The 18,197-nt window shown below is 67.4% G+C and carries 15 protein-coding genes; 6 read left to right on the top strand and 9 right to left on the bottom strand.

Features of this window, described 5'->3' with window-relative positions; genetic code table 11:
* Nucleotides 1-180 precede the first annotated feature (180 nt).
* Genes MKW15_RS11205 through MKW15_RS11190 form a run of 4 tightly spaced genes read right to left on the bottom strand, consistent with a single transcriptional unit; the run spans nt 181 to nt 2,290 of the window.
* Nucleotides 181-429 carry a MoaD/ThiS family protein gene (locus MKW15_RS11205; protein WP_240857696.1) on the bottom strand — a complete coding sequence of 83 codons (249 nt, stop codon included), beginning with the start codon at nt 427-429 and terminating at the stop codon, nt 181-183.
* Nucleotides 430-436: 7 nt separating this feature from the next.
* A complete protein-coding gene (gene moaA / locus MKW15_RS11200; protein WP_240857695.1) occupies nt 437-1,537 on the bottom strand; it encodes a GTP 3',8-cyclase MoaA in 1,101 nt (366 codons plus the stop codon).
* Nucleotides 1,537-2,076, bottom strand: a complete 540-nt coding sequence (locus MKW15_RS11195; protein ID WP_240857694.1) for a flavin reductase family protein — start codon at nt 2,074-2,076, stop codon at nt 1,537-1,539. The genes moaA and MKW15_RS11195 overlap by 1 nt, the downstream gene beginning before the upstream one ends.
* Before the next feature lie 4 nt (nt 2,077-2,080).
* Entirely contained in the window at nt 2,081-2,290 is a 210-nt protein-coding gene (locus MKW15_RS11190; protein ID WP_240857693.1) for a hypothetical protein, read from the bottom strand.
* A 196-nt stretch (nt 2,291-2,486) separates the two neighbouring features.
* Here MKW15_RS11190 and MKW15_RS11185 point away from each other — a divergent pair, with 196 nt between their 5' ends.
* On the top strand, nt 2,487-2,900 hold the full coding sequence (locus tag MKW15_RS11185) for a cold-shock protein (protein WP_240857692.1): 414 nt from the start codon (nt 2,487-2,489) through the stop codon (nt 2,898-2,900).
* Between the two features lie 198 nt (nt 2,901-3,098).
* On the opposite strand, the gene MKW15_RS11180 is transcribed toward MKW15_RS11185, so the two are convergent.
* Nucleotides 3,099-3,638: a DUF2771 family protein gene (locus tag MKW15_RS11180; RefSeq protein WP_240857691.1), complete on the bottom strand. Its 540-nt coding sequence runs from the start codon at nt 3,636-3,638 to the stop codon at nt 3,099-3,101.
* 15 nt (nt 3,639-3,653) lie between these two features.
* Nucleotides 3,654-5,684, bottom strand: coding sequence for an MFS transporter (locus MKW15_RS11175; protein WP_240857690.1), 2,031 nt, complete (start codon nt 5,682-5,684; stop codon nt 3,654-3,656).
* A 65-nt stretch (nt 5,685-5,749) separates the two neighbouring features.
* On the opposite strand from MKW15_RS11175, the gene MKW15_RS11170 reads away from it, so the two are divergent.
* Both MKW15_RS11170 and MKW15_RS11165 read left to right on the top strand, forming a co-directional pair.
* Nucleotides 5,750-6,577, top strand: a complete 828-nt coding sequence (locus tag MKW15_RS11170; protein ID WP_276614846.1) for a DUF3027 domain-containing protein — start codon at nt 5,750-5,752, stop codon at nt 6,575-6,577.
* The gene (locus MKW15_RS11165; RefSeq protein WP_240857688.1) at nt 6,574-9,345 is read left to right on the top strand and encodes a sacsin N-terminal ATP-binding-like domain-containing protein; all 2,772 of its coding nucleotides are present in this window, start codon (nt 6,574-6,576) and stop codon (nt 9,343-9,345) included. Before MKW15_RS11170 ends, MKW15_RS11165 begins: the two co-directional genes overlap by 4 nt.
* A gap of 217 nt (nt 9,346-9,562) precedes the next feature.
* Here the strand turns inward: MKW15_RS11165 and MKW15_RS11160 are convergent, their stop codons facing one another.
* Nucleotides 9,563-10,141: a TetR/AcrR family transcriptional regulator gene (locus tag MKW15_RS11160; protein ID WP_240857687.1), complete on the bottom strand. Its 579-nt coding sequence runs from the start codon at nt 10,139-10,141 to the stop codon at nt 9,563-9,565.
* Between the two features lie 91 nt (nt 10,142-10,232).
* Between MKW15_RS11160 and MKW15_RS11155 the strand changes: the two genes are divergently transcribed.
* Nucleotides 10,233-11,372, top strand: a complete 1,140-nt coding sequence (locus tag MKW15_RS11155; RefSeq protein WP_240857686.1) for an acyl-CoA dehydrogenase family protein — start codon at nt 10,233-10,235, stop codon at nt 11,370-11,372.
* A gap of 225 nt (nt 11,373-11,597) precedes the next feature.
* On the opposite strand, the gene MKW15_RS11150 is transcribed toward MKW15_RS11155, so the two are convergent.
* Both MKW15_RS11150 and MKW15_RS11145 read right to left on the bottom strand, forming a co-directional pair.
* Entirely contained in the window at nt 11,598-12,368 is a 771-nt protein-coding gene (locus MKW15_RS11150) for a hemerythrin domain-containing protein (RefSeq protein ID WP_240857685.1), read from the bottom strand.
* Between the two features lie 164 nt (nt 12,369-12,532).
* Nucleotides 12,533-14,713: an MMPL family transporter gene (locus MKW15_RS11145; protein ID WP_240857684.1), complete on the bottom strand. Its 2,181-nt coding sequence runs from the start codon at nt 14,711-14,713 to the stop codon at nt 12,533-12,535.
* A gap of 121 nt (nt 14,714-14,834) precedes the next feature.
* On the opposite strand from MKW15_RS11145, the gene MKW15_RS11140 reads away from it, so the two are divergent.
* Complete coding sequence (locus MKW15_RS11140; protein ID WP_240857733.1) at nt 14,835-15,422, top strand: phosphatase PAP2 family protein; 588 nt, start codon at nt 14,835-14,837, stop codon at nt 15,420-15,422.
* A 110-nt stretch (nt 15,423-15,532) separates the two neighbouring features.
* Nucleotides 15,533-18,163, top strand: coding sequence for an outer membrane protein assembly factor BamB family protein (locus MKW15_RS11135; RefSeq protein WP_240857683.1), 2,631 nt, complete (start codon nt 15,533-15,535; stop codon nt 18,161-18,163).
* Nucleotides 18,164-18,197: the final 34 nt, after the last annotated feature.

Below are 18,197 nucleotides of genomic sequence, written 5' to 3'. Positions count from 1 at the left end.
CTCGTACAGTACGTCGTTCATTCGGTCGAATCACACGTCTCGGTAAAGCTGAATTCGGTGTCGAATTCGGGACTTTCGGCCCGAAATTGGTGTCATTGCAGTTCACGGCGCTAGTGGTCGTCTCGTGTCCTACTCGTTACCCTACCGTTATGTGAGCAAGGTCACATCGCAAATGTGGCCTCAGCCACCGGCAAACGGGGGCAGGACGTCGATGACTTCGCACGTGCCCAATCGTCGAGCACGGTCGCACAGTGCGACCTCGTCACGCAGATAGGAGCAGCGCTGCAGTACCGGAGCGAGAGAAGGCTTCTCGGCCGCGAGCAACCGCTCCAGATCGCCGAGCGTGGCGTCGGCGTCGATCTCGACGACGTCGTGCTCGGTCCCCGACGCCGCGCGCGCGGCAGCGAAGTAGCGGACGGTCAGGCGCATCGGGCGATCAACCGCCGATCGCCGACATCGGCCGCGACGGCTGGCGGAAGCCGGCGGTGTTGACCGAGTGCCCGGCGGCCTTGGCCCAGGCGTTGGCACGCCAGCTGTCGGCGATCGCTGCATCGATCTCGTGGTCGGGGAGTGTCCGCAGTGCGGAGCGCAGATCGGTCTCGGTCTCGGCGAACAGGCAGTTGCGCAGAGACCCGTCCGCGGTGAGGCGAGTCCGGTCACAATCCCCACAGAACGGCCGCGTCACCGACGCGATCACGCCGACCCGGGCCGGTTTTCCCGAGGCGGTCCGCCGGCCCCCGACGATCCACGTGGCCGCCGGTGCGCTGCCGCGGGGCGCCGGGTCGTCGTGCAGGTCGAACGTGCCCCTCAGCGTGGCGAGGATCTCGTCGGCCGTCACCATTTGTCCACGGACCCAGGCGTGGTCGGCGTCGAGCGGCATCTGCTCGATGATGCGTAGCTCGTAGCCGTGGCGCAGGCAGTACTCGAGCAGGTCGGGCAACCGGGCGAGATCGGTGTGGTCGGCGAGCACCGCGTTCACCTTCACAGGGTCGAGTCCGGCGGCGTGCGCGGCGGCCAGGCCGGCGAGGACGTCGTCGAGCCGGTCGCGCCGGGTGATCTCGGCGAAGCGCTGCGCATCGACGGTGTCGAGGGAGACGTTGATACGGCTCAGTCCGGCGTCGACGAGTCCTTGGGCGCGCCGGGTCAGCCCGAGCCCGTTGGTGGTCATCGCGATCTCGGGTCGCTGCGGCAACCCGGCGACCCGCGCGATGATCTCTTCGAGGTCGCGGCGCAGCAGCGGCTCACCGCCGGTGAATCGGATCCGCTCGATCCCGAGGTCGCGCACGGCGACGGTGAGGATGCGCACCATCTCCTCGGTGGTCAGGACGTCGGCGGTATCCATCCAGTCCAGGCCCTCGGCGGGCATGCAGTAGGTGCACCGCAGGTTGCACCGGTCGGTAACCGACACCCGCAGATCACGAGCCACGCGGCCGAATGTGTCCACGAGCGGGCCGTCGACCGGGGCGGGCTCGCGCGGGTTCCACGTCGCGGGCTGCGCCACCCGACGCGTAGGTAACCCCAGCGCGACCGCGGTCATCAGTCGCCTCTACGGGCTTCCAGCGCGCGGAAAGTGCTGGCGTGGAACACAAGTGGCTCGACGGTCGGGTCGGCTCGCAGGGTCTCGATCTCGAGCAGGACGACGGTGTGGTCGCCCGCCTGGATCTCGTTGTGGATGGTGCAGGACAAGTGGGCGGCCGCGTCCGGTACGAAGACGGCGCCGTTGTCGGCGAGCAGCGGGGTGATCCCGTCGAAGCGATGTTCGGCGGCGCCGGCGAGCTGACGGCACAGCAGCGACTGGTCGCCGGCAAAGACGCTGACCCCCACCGCGTGTGCCCCGCGCAACCGCGGCCACGTGCTCGACGTGTTCTGCACACAGACCGAGACGAGCGGTGGATCGAGCGACACCGTGGTGAACGAGCTCGCGGCCATTCCGATCAGTTCGCGCGAATCTGCGTCGGCCGGGTCCTGCGCGCACACCGCGACCACACCGGAGGGGAAACAACTGTAGGCGGCGCGTAGGGCGGCGGCGTCCGACGCGGGCGCCAGATCCGGGCCGATGTGCTGTGTGACGGTCACGGTCTCACCTCACCCTTCGCCCGGAACGCAGCGCGGCCACCAGGCCGAGGACAAAACCGAGCGGTGCGCACATCGTCAGCAGGTAGACGGCGGTGGGTGCCGTGGATCCGTCGGCCACCAGAGGTGTCACGAACAGGGCCACGACGGCCAGCACGCCGATGACGAAAACCACCCCGGCGATCGCGACCAGGCGTGGTGATCCAGCACGTTGCATACCTCCACGGTAATGCACTGCAACCGCGATCCGACGTCGAGCGGTACGCGCACCGGTAATGCCCGTGACGGCCCGATCTCCGGTTGGCTACCATGGACAAACCAGACGCCTTGCTCATCGGTCCGAGCTTGTTCTTGTGAGGATGGGTGACGGCGTCTTTTGTTGTGACAGATCCGATCAGATGAAGGTGAGCACGGTGCCGACCGGCAAGGTGAAGTGGTACGACGCGGACAAGGGCTTCGGATTCCTCGCGCAGGACGAGGGCGAGGACGTCTACGTCCGCTCCTCGGCGTTGCCCGAGGGTGTCGAGGGCCTCAAACCGGGCCAGCGTGTCGAATTCGGCATGGCTGCGGGACGGCGTGGGCCGCAGGCGCTCAGCGTGAAGGTTCTCGAGCCGGCGCCGAGCGTCGCCAAGAACACGCGAGAGGCAGTGCGCAAGGAGACCAAGCGGCACAGTCCCGACGAACTGCACGGCATGGTCGCCGATCTGATCACCCTGCTCGAAGCCAAGGTGCAACCGGACCTGCGCAAGGGCCGCTACCCCGACCGCAAGACGGCGCAGCGGATCTCCGAAGTGGTACGCGCGGTCGCCCGCGAACTCGAGCACTGACTCGAAGCGTTCGGTGAGCGACGCTGTGAACTGGGGAGATACGTCGGCGTCCTGCCGCAAAATCTAGGGGAAGAAACTTCTTCCCCGGGGTTCGTAGTCGTCCGCGGGAAATTTCTGGGGGAGGACTCCAAGGCCCGGGGAAGAAGTTTCTTCCCCTACTTTTTGTGGGCACGGTGACTGCGATCGGACCGCCGCTTTTCAGACCTGCGGGATGACGTAGTCCTGCGGCTTGGTGTCGATGGCGAAGGTGCCACGCGCGGTGTCGATCGTGCCGTCGGGCCCGACGAGTGCCGACGGCAGATTGACCGTCAGACCGATCAGCACCCGGTCCGCCTGTGATCGCAGCATCACCGTGAAGGTCGTGCCGGATTGAAAGGTGCCCTCGTCCTCGATGAGACCCTTCGGCGTCGAATACAGGCGGGTTAGCGCCCAGGGGCCCTCCGCGATGTCGCCAGACACCGACAACGCGGCCGTCGAACCGATCGGCACCGCGACCTGTGGGGTCGGCGACTGGGGCGCGGAGAGCGGCGGGTCGCAGTGCCGGACGAAGATGTCGCACCAACGCACCGGTTCGATTTGGTGGAGATCGCCATCGACGCTCAGGTGCAGATACGGCACGTGCTCCTCGGGTGCGTCACGCACCAGGAGGAACACCGACACCCCGACGACCGCGACGAACGCGACCGCTACCGCGGCGATGATCGAGACGGCCTTCTTCTCACCACTGCTCAGATTCATAACGCTCAAATGGTCTCAGCGGTATTCGCCGTGGTTCGCGCGGGGGTGGGTCCCCGGCGCACTGGGGTGCGGCCGGGTCGGTGCGGCACCGGGTCCGGAGGCGCGCTCGGTGCGCGGATGTGCGCGCACTCGTTCGGTGTTGGCCGCGGCGAAGGCCATCGTCGGCATCGCGTGATCCGGTCGGCGGCCGCCGAGCCCCGGCACCAGCGACGACCCGCGCATCGTCATGATCGTCTGCAACAGCCCGATCCCGAGCAGCACCGACACGACGGTGAACCCGAGCCACAGATACGGCGGCAGCAGTACTCCCAGCGAGGCGCCGAACACCCACGACAACTGGAGGACGGTTTCGGACCGGCCGAACGCCGACGCGCGCGACTCGTCGGGCAGGTCGTCCTGGATGGACGAGTCGAGGCATACCTTGCCGATCGCGCTGGTGCCGGACGCGACCAGCGCGGCCAGGCACGCGGCCGGCACGTTGCCGAAGATCGCGGCGAGCACTGCGACGACGAAGCACGCCGCGGTCGACCACACCACGATCATCGGTGGGTTCTTCAACTCCAGCCGAGTGCCGACACCGTTGCCGATCGCGTTTCCCACACCCGCCGCCGCACCGACCGCGCCGATCAGGAGCAGCTGGGTGAGCCCGCCCTCGTCGGGGTTTGCCGTCTGCTGCGCCTTGGCGTAGAACGCGATGAACAGGGTGAGGAATCCGGTCAGGATGCGGATGGTGCCGTTACCCCACAAGCCGGCGACGACCTTGCGGCCCAGCGGTTGCCGCATCTTCGCGGCGAGTCCCTTGGCACCGTCCTTGGCGCTGCCCAGCACACTCTCGTGCTCGGGGACCGTCGAGCGTGCGGGTTCGCCGTGATAGGTGAAGGTCGTCGGGATCTCGCCCTCGGTGACCTCGACCCAGGACGGGATGCGCATGCACAGGTAGGCGCCGGCGGCCGCGACGATCGCCAGCCACAGCATCGCGCCGGGGAGATGGAACGGCAATGCCTTGGCGAGGACCACCTCGATCAGGGCCGCGATCGCACCGCCGATGATGGTGCCGCCGACCAGACCGAACATCGTCAGGCGTGAATTCACTCGCGGCAGGTCGATGGTCGGCGGGACCACGCGTGGCGTGACCGCGGATTTGAGCACCCCGAACGATTTCGACAGCACCAGCAGACCCAGTGCGCACGGGTAGAGGACCCAGGGGTCGTAGTTGAGTTGCCCGGCGGCCTCGTCCCAGCTGACGTTGGCCATGATCAGCAGGGCAAGCACGACGCGCAGCCCGAAGGTCGTCGCCATCGCGATGCGTCGTCCTCGCTGCAACCGGTCGAGCAGCGGCCCGATCAACGGCGCGATCAACGCGAAGGGCGCGATCGTCAGCGCCAGATAGAGCCCGACGCTGACCTTGGACTCACCGGACGCGGCAGCGAAGAAGAGCGTGTTCGCCAGGGCCACGGCCATCGCCGCGTCGACCGCGAAGTTCGCGATCACCGGGAGCGTCAGCGCGGTGAGCCCCGACTGGTCGGCGCCGTCGGCGGTCGCGGCCCGCTGGATCTTGTCGATGCCGCGACCGGTCAGTTCGCGTCCGCGCAACGCCGCCACGCGCACCACGGTGAGCTTCTTGGGCATCCGGACGTTGTCCGGGGAGGTCGGCATCGCACGGGTGCCGGACCTGCCGTCATTCAATTGGTCGGTGGCATCCTGCTCGTCCAGCGGTGGCAGGTGGGGATTGTGGGTCGGTGGCGGCAGGTAGGCGTTCTGCCCGCGTGGGCCGGGAGCGGGGCGTCCGGGGCCGCCGGGCGTCGGCGGACCAAAACCGGGCGCCGGGCGCCGCGCTCGACGAGTGGTTTCCTGCGCCGGATAGTTGGCCGTACCAGGGTGATCGGCGCGGGGATCGGCTCGGGGGCGATCGCTTCTGCCGTTGTCGGGGCCGTAATACTGCGGCTGGGCACGGCGAGGATCATCGGCCGGTCGGTACTGGGGGTTCGCCGGACCGCCGGGGGCCCCGCGCCCCTCGTCATGTTGTCGGGAACTCGGTCGGTGCACTCCTCGATTCTTCCTCATCCGGGGCCCTGCCCGCTTGAAGCGGGCCGCCCGTGTACGACACCCGCATGGTGTTGCACACTGGAGAGGTGAGCGAACCCAGTGACATCGATCGAATCGGCGACACCTCGCCCCGGCTGTTGGACGCCGTTGATGTCGCCCGTGATGCGCTGATCGACGACGGTCAGCACCCGGGACCGCATCGTCGAAGCGTGGCCGAAGGTGACTGGGCGGCCGCTCACTACTTCGACGCCGACCTCGCCGGCTACCGCGGATGGCAGTGGTGTGTGGTGCTAGCGGGCGCGCCGGGCACCGACGAGATCACGGTGAGCGAGCTCGTGTTGCTACCGGGTGACGGGGCGCTGCTCGCCCCGGCCTGGGTGCCGTGGGCCGACCGCATCAGCACGGGAGACCTCGCGGCCGGCGACCTGTTGGCCGCCGAACCCGACGACCCGCGTTTGGTGCCCAATCAGATCGACACCGGCGACGAATTCCGGTTCTCCTCCGACGAGCCCGACCCGGACGAGGTCGGGCAGGTCGACGGCGAGATCGGACTGGGCCGTCGGCGCCTGCTGAGCCGCGATGGCCGCGACGACGCCGCACAGCGTTGGTACGACGGTGATTTCGGCCCGGCGTCGGAGATGGCGCGAGCTGCGCAGTTCTCGTGCTGCAGTTGCGGCTTCTACATTCCGCTGAGTGGCGCGCTGCACGCCGCCTTCGGTGCCTGTGCAAACGAGTACGCCGCCGACGGCCGGGTGGTCTCCGCGGAATACGGATGTGGGGCGCATTCGGACGTGCCGCCACCCAAGGGCGGCGAGGGATCGCCTGCCTACGACGCCTACGACGACGGCGCGCTCGAGATCGTCGCCGCGGCGCAGAGCCTGCCGACCGGTTGAACCCCGCCGCCGCGCCGGACCCGTTCGACACCGCCGCCGTGCGCGCGGCAACCCTGGAATCCTGGCGGTCGTCTCCGACGCGACTCGCCGAGGACATCGCGGCCGAGACCGATCTGGTGACGGTCGGATACCGCGACCGACTCCTGACCGAACTCGCGGCCAACGCCGCGGACGCGGCCGCGGTCGCCGGTGAGCCGGGAGAGTTGGCGGTGTGGCTGTCCGGGCGCGAACTGCACGTCGCCAACACCGGGGCGCCGCTGACCGTCGAAGGAGTGCGGTCGTTGTCGGCGTTGCGGGTGTCCGCGAAGCCGACAACCGCAGTGGCGGAAAGGAATTCGAGACAGGTCGGCCGATTCGGGGTGGGTTTCACGGCGACCGCGGTGGTGGCCGACCGGGTCGAGATGCGGTCGACGACCGGGTCGGTGGTCTTCGACCGTGCGCTGACCGAGGAGGTCATTCGTGAAGCCGGAGCGCGGCTGGCCGATTCGGTGGAGGTTCCTCTCCTTCGATTGCCGTGGCCGTCGGATGTTCGGCCGCGCAAGGGATTCGATACCGAAGTTGTCCTCTACCTCCGCGACGGTTCGGACAACCTCGTCGCGCCGATGATCAGCGAGGCGTCCGACTTGCTTCTGGAACTGCCTTCTCTGCAGCGAATCTCGGTGGGGGAAGTGGAGTTCGGGGTAGATCGGCACCGTCTGCCCGAGTTGTCGTCGGACGGGGCGGTCGTGACCCGCATCGCCCCGACCCGGGACGGCGTGCAGTCGGCGGCCTGGCTGCAGGTTGCGACCGGTACGACCCGTTGGCTCGCCCCGGTCGACGGCCCAACCGTTGCGGGGCATGACGTTCTGCGGGCGCCCACCCCGACGGGTATCGAACTGAGTTTGCCGTGCCGGCTGATTGCGGACCTACCACTCACTCCGGACCGCCGTAACCTGCACCCGAGTGCCGATATCGCCTCTGCGGCTGTGGGTTACGCCGATCTGATCAGACTCTTCGGGCCGCGCCGCCGACTGCGGCTGGTACCCGAGCCGCACCTCGCGCGTAACCGCGACGATGCGCGCCTCATCGACGCGGTGCTCGCGGACCTGCGTCGAACGTCGTGGTTGCCTGCCGCCGATGGTGCCGATCTGGTTCCATCGAGATCAGTCGTACTGGTCGGACTCACCGCCGAACTCGCCGACGTGCTCGGCGACCTGTTCGGCGACCTCGTCCACCCCGACATCTCCGACGCGGGAAGCACATCGGTGCTGGGTCGGCTCGGCGTCGTCGAACTGGGGTTGGCCGGACTGGCCGATCGGCTGACGGGCGTCGAGCGTCCGTCGCAGTGGTGGCAGCGCCTGTATGCGGCGCTCGCCCCGCTGGTGGGTACCGGCCGTGAGGTGGAAGAGATTGCCGCGCTGCCGGTTCCGCGGTCAGACGGGCGAATGGCGGTCGGTGCGCGCGGTTTGTTTGTCTCCGATCGGATCACCGGCGCGGCGCGATGGCTGCCGATGGTCGATCGGCAAGCGCGTCACCCACTCGTCGAACGTATGGGTGCCCAAGAACTGACCGTCGAACAGGCGTTGTCGGATCCCGCTCTGCGGCAGCTGATCGAGGACGCGGACCTCGACTCCGACGGCGGGCTCGCGGATGAAGTACTCGCGCTGGTCGCGGCCGATCCCGACGCCGCCCTTCCGGCTTGGCTTGCGCAACTGCCGCTGCCCGACGCCGATGGTGAGTGGCGCCCTGCCGACGAACTGCTATTGCCCGACAGTCCTCTCGGAGCCGTCCTCGTCGACGACCATCCCTTCGGGGTGGTGGATCGCGAGCTGACGCAGCGCCACGGTGCGTCGACGTTGCGCAGGGTCGGGGTGGGCTGGGGATTCCTTGTGGTCTCCGACGAACTCCCCACCGCCCCCGACCACGACCTTCCCGACGAGGAGATGTGGTGGGATTCGCTGACCGAGCTGCCGGAAAGCCTCTCTGCGGTAGGTGATCTGGACCTCGTCGATGAGCAGCGCTGGGCGGCGGCGTTGACGCTGCTCGCCGACGACGAGGAGATCGTCGAGCTGCTGGGTGATCGAGACGGGTACACGGCGTGGTGGTTGCGGCGGTTCGCGATCATCGACGGCCACCCGCTCGGCGATTACCGTGCGCCCTCCGACGAGACTCTCGTCGGGGTTCTGGATCCGCTCGATCACCCACAGGCCGACGCCGTCGCCGGCGCGCTCGCCGAACTTCCGCCCGCGTCCGCGGCGGAGGCGTCGCGACTCCTCGACCGCCTCGGCGACCCCGACCGCGAGGTGAGTGCCGGTGTCGCGGTGTCGGTCCACGCGTCGATCGTCGGCGCGTGTCGGTCCGGGGTGATCGACCCAGCCGACATCGACCTGCCCGACCGGGTGCGCACACTGGCTGCAACGGCGGTCGCCGACGCGGTTGTTCTCGACAAACCGTATCTGCTGCAGATGGTTTCGGGAGAATCTGTGGTCTTGGCCGGAACAGCGGCCGAGGCTGCAGACGCCGAGACACTCGGCGTCGTGCTGGACTTGCCGCTCGCATCGGAGGCTTTCGCCGCCGAGATCCGGGATCCGGGTGATGCCGTGACGTGGTCGCATCCCGAGGCGGTGCGGTTTGCCGCTCAGCGGGGTGTCGAGGTGCGACACGGTGAGGTGCGAGTGCACGACGAGTTGTGGGTGACGTTGCGCCGCAACGATTCTGTGATCGAGTCGCGCGTGGGATGGTGGATCGACCATCAGGGCGTCACCCACCTCGAGCGCGCCGGCCATTGACCCAGGTACCGCTGCCTGAGGTGCTCGAGGCGCTAGCCCGTTTTCCGCTGCCTGAGGTGCTCGAGGCGCTAGCCGAGAGCCTCGAAGGCCCAGGTGCGCTTGCGATGTCATCTCACCAGGGCGAAGCCCGCACCCTTCGAGACGCTCGCAAGTTCGCTCCTCAGGGCGGCGCCTCACCCGTCGGGAGGGGGCTCTCGCACCCAGCCGGCGGGGTGGGTCAGTCCGCGTCGATCCCCGCAGTGAGGATCGACGCGAGTTGGCGGTACGCGGCGGCGTGGTCGAGCCCGGTCGCCGTCGCGACCTCGCCGCGCTGGATGCGCGTCATCATCGACGCTGCGAGATCGGCGGCAAAGACGGGGTCGACATCGCGGAAAACGCCTGCGGCCGCACCGTCGGCGATCAGTTCACCCACGCGTCGAGCTGCCGCCTCGGTGTTCATCTCGTACAGCGCCCGCGTCGGCGCGAACGCGTCCAGATCCCGCATGAACGCGGCCGACGCAGGTGCGAGCGCATCCTTGACCGCAAGTAGGTACGTGATGACGCGCTCGCGGGGATTGTCGACGGCAGCCACGCGCTGCTCGACCTCAGTCGTCGCTTCGCGAAAGAAGTGGGTCACCGCCATGGTCGCGAGCTGTTCCTTGCTGTCGGCGAGGGTATAGAGCGTCGATTTGGAGCAGCGCAACTGCGCCGCGATGTCGGATATGGCCAGATGAGCGAAGCCGTCGCGCAGGAAGAGTGTGACCATCGCGTCGAACAGCGCCGCACGACGACGAGTCGCGAATGCGGAGGACGTCATTGGATACCCCCTGTCCTTTCGGTTGCCCGGCGACCTCATAGTACTGTAGACAGTACTTGAGTACTATTTCAGTTTCTTGTTGGAGGTATCAATGCCGGTCGAACGACTGCTTCCCAGCGACGAGGCACGTGACCTGATCGCGCTGGTTCGCGACGTCGCCGACAAGCGGATGGCGCCGATCGTCGACGATCACGAGAAGGCACAGACCTACCCTGACGGCTTGTTCGCCGAACTGGGTGCCGCCGGCCTGCTCGGGTTGCCATACCCGGTGGAGTGGGATGGCGGCGGTCAACCCTATGAGGTGTACCTGCAGGTACTCGAGGAACTGGGTGCCCGATGGGCAGCCGTCGCCGTCGCGGTGAGTGTGCACGGTTTGGCGTGTCACCCACTGATGAACTTCGGTACCGACGAGCAGAAGCAACGCTGGCTGCCCGATCTGCTGAACGGCCGGCTGGTGGGTGCTTACAGTTTGTCGGAGCCACAGGCCGGATCGGATGCGGCAGCACTCAATTGCCGAGCCACCGCCGTCGAGGACGGATACCGAATCAACGGGTCCAAGGCGTGGATCACTCATGGCGGGATCGCCGACGTGTACAACCTCTTTGCCCGCACAGGCGAAGGGTCCAAAGGGATTTCGTGCTTCTTGGTTGCACGCGACACGGCAGGGCTCAGCTTCGGCAAGCCCGAGGACAAGATGGGTCTGCACGCTGTGCCGACGACCGCGGCCAACTACGACGACGCGCTGATCGACTCCGACCGACTGATCGGCTCCGAGGGTCAGGGGCTACCGATCGCGTTCTCCGCGTTGGACTCCGGGCGTCTGGGCATTGCTGCCGTCGCGACCGGTCTTGCGCAGGCGGCGCTCGACGCGGCGGTCGAGTATGCCCAAGAGCGAACAACGTTCGGTCGCAAGATCATCGACCACCAGGGGCTGTCCTTCGTGCTGGCCGACATGGCGGCGGCGGTGGATTCTGCGCGGGCGACCTACCTCGACGCAGCCCGCCGCAGAGACGCTGGAATGCAGTACTCGCGCGCCGCCGCAACAGCCAAACTCGTCGCCACCGACGCGGCAATGAAGGTGACGACCGACGCGGTGCAGGTCTTCGGCGGCTACGGATACACTCGCGACTTCCCCGTGGAGCGGTACATGCGCGAGGCCAAGATCACCCAGATCTTCGAGGGCACCAACCAGATTCAGCGACTCGTGATCGGACGTGCGCTCGCCGGCTGAGGACTGGTGCGCGCCTTGTCGGGAGGGTGCCATCCGCTGCCCGCGTGCGAGGAGTTGCCATCCGCTGCCTGAGGTGTGACGAGCGCTAGCGAGGAGCCTCGAAGGCCGGGCGAGATGACACCGTCGTCTCACCAGCCCTTCGAGGCTCGCTCCGCTCGCACCTCAGGGAGCGGGGGGAGGGGGAGGCGCTCGGCTGTCGTCTTGAGCACTTCATGTTCGCCTCGTTCACCGAGGATCGTAGAAGAACGCGCGGCGTTCGCGACGTCGGAAGCTGGGTTCACCCAGTCGCACAATCAGTTTCAAGATCGCCGGCACTCGGGCGAACACGGATGCGCGATCGGCGGCGCTGAGTCCCTTCACCATGAACGGTGCCATCCGGAACGTGTCCCGTAGCGACGAACCCTCGCCCATCTTGTCCTCGAAGGCACTCCACTCGGCGGGTGTCATGTGTCGCTGCACGATGGCGATGGCCTCGCCCTCCTCGTGTGCGAGGTGCGCAGACAGCACGTCACGAGTCCGGGCGAGTGCATCCGACAGTTCGGCTCGGACGCCCTCGTCGCCTCCGAATTCGGGGTCGTCGGTGGCCATCCGCAGGAACCCGGCGGTGCACAGTGCCAGCAGAGGGTCGATGACCTCGTGTTCGGCTTCCATGGCGTACAGCACCACCTGCTCGGCGTCGGAACTCCGGCCCAAGAGCAGCGGCCACAGCGTTTCGTCCTCACCGGTGTGATGGTGGTGCAGCATCTCGCTGAACATCGCCCAGCGCTCGGCGAGCGCTCCCCAGGTGTCGAGGTCGTCTACCGGGGTGCGTGGTGCGCACGCCGCGAAATCGGCCAGATCCCGACGGAAGGCGTGGTGCACGACGTACATCATGAACGGGTCGATCGGGCCTTCCGGCGCTGCGGCCTGCCCGGGCAGACGCAACTGGACGGGGTAGGTCTCGTCCGTGGTCTCGATCTGCGACGCGTAGGCGAGGGGGCGGGCGGAGGTGGTCATCGTGGTGGCTTTCTCTGTGCGTGATCGGTGGGTGTTCGGGTTGCTGGGTCAACCATGCGCGTGGTCGCTTGTGGCCCACTTGAGGGCGACTTGAGCCGCAGCGCAGCGGCCCGTGACCTGCGCCGACAGCACCCGGTCAGGGGTGCTGACGGCGCAGTGGTCACTCAGACCGGTTGCAGTTCGCCGTCGGGATCTTCAGTCGCGGTCGGCCGCACGGTCTGCTGTTCGACGGACGGCGTCGGATGGCCATGACCTTCGACGTCGACGTTCGGGAGGATTCGGTCCAGCCAGCCCGGCAGCCACCAGTTGAACCGGCCCAGGAGCGTCATAGTCGCGGGCACCAGGACCATGCGGATGAGCGTCGCGTCGAGCAGCACGGCGGTGGCCATGCCGAGTCCGAGCATCTTGAGGACCACATCGGCTTCGGTGGCGAAGCTCAGGAACACCGCGACCATGATTGCCGCCGCGCTGGTGATGACGCGTCCGGTCCGGGCGAGTCCGCGCACCACGCTGCCCTTGGCGTCGCCGGTTGCCAGCCAGTCCTCCCGGATTCGGGAGAGCAGGAAGACCTCGTAGTCCATCGAGAGTCCGAAGAGAATCGCGAAGATGAGGATCGGCACCCAGCTCGACACGGCGACGGTGTGGTCGAGGCCGAAAAGTTGCATACCCCAACCCCATTGGAACACCGCGGTGATGACTCCGTATGCGGCGACCACCGAGAGAAGGTTCATCAACGCTGCCTTGATCGGCACCGCGATCGACCGGAAGAGAACCATCAGCGCCAGCACCGACGCCGCGACGACGAACCCGATGACCACCCACAGACGTTCCTGGAGTTTGTCCGAGATGTCACTGAAATACGTTGTCGCACCGGTCAGTATCGCGCCCTGGGGAAGGGCCGAACGCACTGCGGCGAGCATCTCCGGCGTACCGTCCGCAGCCGGATCGTAGGCCGAGGTGACGGAGATGACGGCCAGTTCACCGTCTGGGGAGATCGCCGGCGCCGACACCGCGGCCACGCCCGGAATGGATGTGATACGTGCTGTCGCCGAGGCCAGCTCGGCGCCACTGACCGTGTCGGTCGGTGCGACGATCAGGATCTGCGAGTTGGCGCCGGGACCGTACTCGTCGACCAGGATGTCGTGCGCGCGTCGCGTGGTGAGCTCGGTCGACTGGGCGCCGGAGTCCTGCGGCCAGGTGCGCATGCCGAGTGCGGGGACGGCGAGGGTGACCATCACGATCACCGCGAGCAGCCCGAAGGCCACCGGCCGTCGTCCGACAGCGGCCGCCCACCGCGCGCTCAGCGGTTCCCGTCCGGTCGATGCCACGGGAGCGGTTGCGGCACTTGCCTTACGGACCTTGCGGGGCAACATCCGCCGACCGCACAGTCGGCACATCGCCGGAACGACGACCAGGGTGGCGGCCAGCATGGCGATCACCGCGATCGCGGTGGCGAAGCCGAAGGACGAGTAGGTCGCCAGCCCGGCCAGACGCAGCCCCATCAGCGAGATCAACACGGTGAGCGCGGCGAACATCGCCGACCGTCCGGCCGTCGCAACCGCGCGTGCCGCCGACTCCACCGGATCGTGGCCCGCCCGTAGGAATTCCGAGTGCCGGGACACCACGAGCAGGGCGTAGTCGATGCCGACGCCAAGGCCCACCATGGTGGCCACCAAGGGTGCCGACGGACTGACCTCCATGGTGGCGGCGAGCAGCGTGATTGCGGCGGATCCGACAGCGAGTCCGCCGATGGCGGTGAGGATCGGGAGACCCGCGGCAACGACGGAGCCGAGCGCCAGCACCAGAATGAGAAGCGCCAGCGTGATTCCGATGATCTCGGCATGTCCCTTCAGCGGCGCGGCGGCAGTCTCGGGCAATCCGCCGTTCATCTCGACCTGCACACCGGCATCGCGGGTGGGTTGCACGGCCTTCTCGAGCGGCTCGACGTTGCCCATCAACGACCGCTCGGTGACCGGCACGTCGTATCCGACGACGATGATCGCGGTGTCGCGGTCGCTGCTGAACTGCGGTGCGTCGACAGTGGCGACGTGGTCGAGGCCGGCAAGCCGAGCGCGCAGGTCGTCGACGGTGCGCATGTCCAGTGGTCCGTCGTCGTGCAGCACGATGCGTGCGTCGGCGTTGCCGGCGCCGGGAACATGATCGCGGAGCAGATCGATTCCGCGCTGGGATTCGGTGCCCGGCACGTCCCAGTTCTCCTGGGTGGCGCCGCCGAACGCGGTGGCCAGGACCGTGACGAGGACGAGCGCGGCGAGGAAGCCGCCCAATGCGCGGAACGGGTGTGACGCGCAGGCGTGCCCGATCCGGTAGAGCAGGGGAGTCTTCATGAGATTCCTTTCGGGGTGTGGTTTCCCCGATAGGGTGGTCGGCAGGACTTGCGGCGCACTTGTGCTCAACTTGAGTGCCCGTCAAGGCGAGGTTCGCAGACGTACGGGAGAGGAGATGGCGGTGTTCGTCACTCCCACCAACCTCGACGAGACGGTCGCGCGGTGGGTGGTCGACAACCGCTCCGAACCGTGGATCACCGTCGCGCATGTCGTCACGGTCACCGGCAATACGCTCCCGATGGCGCTGGTCACCCTTGCCGTGGTGATCGTCCTCGCCGTGCGTCGGTACACGGTCGACGCGGTGTTCCTCGGTGCCGGCGCGCTGATCGGCTACCTGCTCATGGTGGGGCTCAAGCATCTTTTCCGCCGACCGCGCCCACCCGAGGTGAACCGGCTCGTCGACATCGACACGTTCTCGTTCCCGTCGGGCCACTCGATGATGAGCATGGTGATCTTCGGCCTGTTGGCCATCGTCGCCTACCGGCACGTCGACTGGGTCCGACGACACCGTTGGGTGTTGCTCATCGCTCCGCTGTGGTCGATCGCCATCGGCTGCACCCGAATCTATCTCGGCGTCCACTGGACGACGGACGTGCTCGCTGGCTGGCTGTTGGGTGCTGCCTGGGTGGGTCTGTGCGCACTGGCTCTCGTCTGGTTCGAGTCGTCGCGCAGGGACCTCGACGTGCGGGTCGGCAGGACGGCCACCTGAATTGGTCCGCCCGAAGGATGGCGGGGTTGTCGACGTGCCGCTTTACTTGAACGATGCCGCATCCTGGGCCGGGTTCATCGGACGAATCGCCAGAATCTCCGGGGCAGGAGATGTCCGAGTCGCCGACCGCGATCGAGCCGGTCGCCGATCCGACGGTGATACCGAGCGACCCGGATCAACCGGCGCCCGAAGAATCTCCGACGGTCATGGAGCCGATCGACCGGACCGAGTTGCGCAAGACGGTGCAGCATCGCATCGACTTGCAGAAGGACACGCAGCCGGCACCACCCAGTGCGCCAGGTTCGGCCGCCGCCGGCCCGACGTCCATCGGTGCGACCATGCCCAACGCCATGCCGCCCAACGCCAGCCCCTACCAGGCCACCCAGATGGCGCCGTCCACGCCGTTCCCGGCGATCGCGCCGCAACAGGGCCCGCCACCTGGCATGCCACCACCTGGCTATTGGGGTCCGCAGGGCCCGCCGCCCCAGAAGCGTTCGCGCGCACCGTGGATCGTGTCGGGCATCGTGCTGGTGTGCGTGATCGCCCTCGTCGTCGGCGGTGTGATCTTCTGGCAACAGAAGGAGTCCGACGACGACTTGCCCGAACTCGTCGCCGGACAACTCACCGGGTCCTATCCGAGCGCGCCGAGCAGCGCGGCGTGGACGGTGACTCCGCAGGATGTCGGCGGTAGCTACTTCCAGTCGGTGTTGCCCGAGGCCAACATGTACGGAGCTGTCGGCGCTGTGCACGACGGCGACACACTCGTGACCCTCATCTCGCAGTCTCAGTACGGCGGAACCGACGCCACGCGGAACCTGGTCGGCGTCAACGTGACGACCGGTCAGAACTGGAAACTCAGCGAACTGGTGCGTGCGTGCTCAGACGCCATCGTCGACCACACGATCGCGTGCTATGGATCGTCGAACGTCTACTTCGTCGACACTCGCACCGGTACTGCCACGGCGACGGCCGTCTTGCCGACGAGTCAGCCGTACGGAATCGCCTTCAACGGCCGAGCCGCGTTCGTGCGCCATTTCGACAGCGATGGCTTACACATCACCAAGGTCACACGGTCAGGGACCGAGTGGGAGAAGAGCCTCACCCTCCCCGACGGTTTGCCGACCGGTGACTCGTCACGGTTCACGGCATCCACGTCGCTGGTCGCCTCGGGTGGTGCCAACGTCGTCGTGGTTTCGGCAGATGACGGTCGAGAGATTGTGTCGAAGCCCGGAACCGCCCAGATCACGGCACTGCCCGATGGATCGCTGCTGGCCGTCACGGGCTCGGTGAACTCCGGCTCCCCGAGCAAGGGGCCGGTCCTTCACGTTCGGTCGGATGGTTCGACCACCTCGTTCGAAGGTTCATACTTTGCGATTCCCGAGGTGTCGACGCCGGCGCAACGCGGCTATGTCGCGATCGGCGGCGGATTCACGAGCCTCGACGACAAAACCACCAGGTGGACGTCCTCGGCACTGAGCCAGGATGTCCAGATATTGGTCGCCGACGATCGCGAGACCGTTGTCGTCACACGTGATCAGGGTTCGGGTGCGCAGCTCGTCTCCCTCGACACGACGACGGGAGCGCAGCGCTGGACGCAGCCTGTGAACGGCGTGAGTTATCTGTCGGACGGCCCCGGCGTCGTCGACGGCGAGCGAGTGATCATCGCGAAGAATGGGGGTCTCGCGGCGGTGGACATGGCATCCGGCGCGTCGGTGTGGTCGCTCTCGGCGCCCGCGGTCGGGAGTCGTTCGGATGCGACCGGCAATTCGGCCCCGCGAATCTTTGCGATCGGAGATCGCATCGTCACGGTGACCGCCGATGCCATCACCGCTCTGGCCCCCACCGGCCCACGCGCCATCGTGCCCGGTACCACGCGAGACACGACCAGCGACAACGGTTCCGGCGACGACGAGTACGTGACCGCGTGCGGGAGTCCGCCGGTGTTCACCCCGGAGTCGTTCCGGACGACGAGTGGCGGCCTCGGGGTGCGGATGAAGGTGTCGGCCCAGTGCCCCGGCGGCGATATCCTGTTCGGTCCGCGGACGCGGATCACGATCAAGGACGGCGGCGACCTCGTCGCGTCGGGGAATTTCGACTTCTCCCAAGCGCCCATTGCGGTTCCGTCGCTTGACGACGCCGGGGAGGGCCTCACGATGGAGCTGACCTATCCGCCGGGCTCGTTCTTCCGCCTTCCGGACACGCTGGCCACGCAGTCGGGTTCGGACCGTTTCCTGGTCGATTGCGACAAGGGCCCGACGAACGGACAGCCACCTGCGCTGACGGTGCCGGACGGCGGCGCGAGCGCACCGCCGGTGACCGCGACCGGCCCGGCCCTGCCCGCGGGCACCAACATCACCGCCACGAGCGTCGATGCGTTACGGGTGCAGGCCAATTCGGACCGCGCGTTCATCCTGGCCAACCTGAACAATCGGTGGGTCGCGCAGCTCAGCTCCAAACGTCCGGGGTTGAACGCGGAAGGCCGGATCTGGGACAACCAGGCCATTCTCGACGAGTTCTTGGCCCTGCGCCTGCGGTTCAGCGACGTGCGCCTGCTCTACAGCGACGAGTGGCCGGTGTTCAGTTACAAGGGCTGGTGGGTGACCGTGGCGGCGGCCACCTTCCCGGGGCCCGACCAGGCCAACAACTGGTGTCGGGCACAAGGATTCGACAAGGAGCATTGTTTCGCCAAGCTGGTGAGCAGCACCGCGGGACCCGACGGTTCGACCAGATATTGGTCGTAACGCCCGGCCACTCGACGTCGTCTGCGACACCTAC

This window comes from Gordonia gummivorans, from assembly GCF_022513585.1.
Classification (GTDB): Bacteria; Actinomycetota; Actinomycetes; order Mycobacteriales; family Mycobacteriaceae; genus Gordonia.
This window is presented reverse-complemented; position numbering and strand designations above follow the sequence as displayed.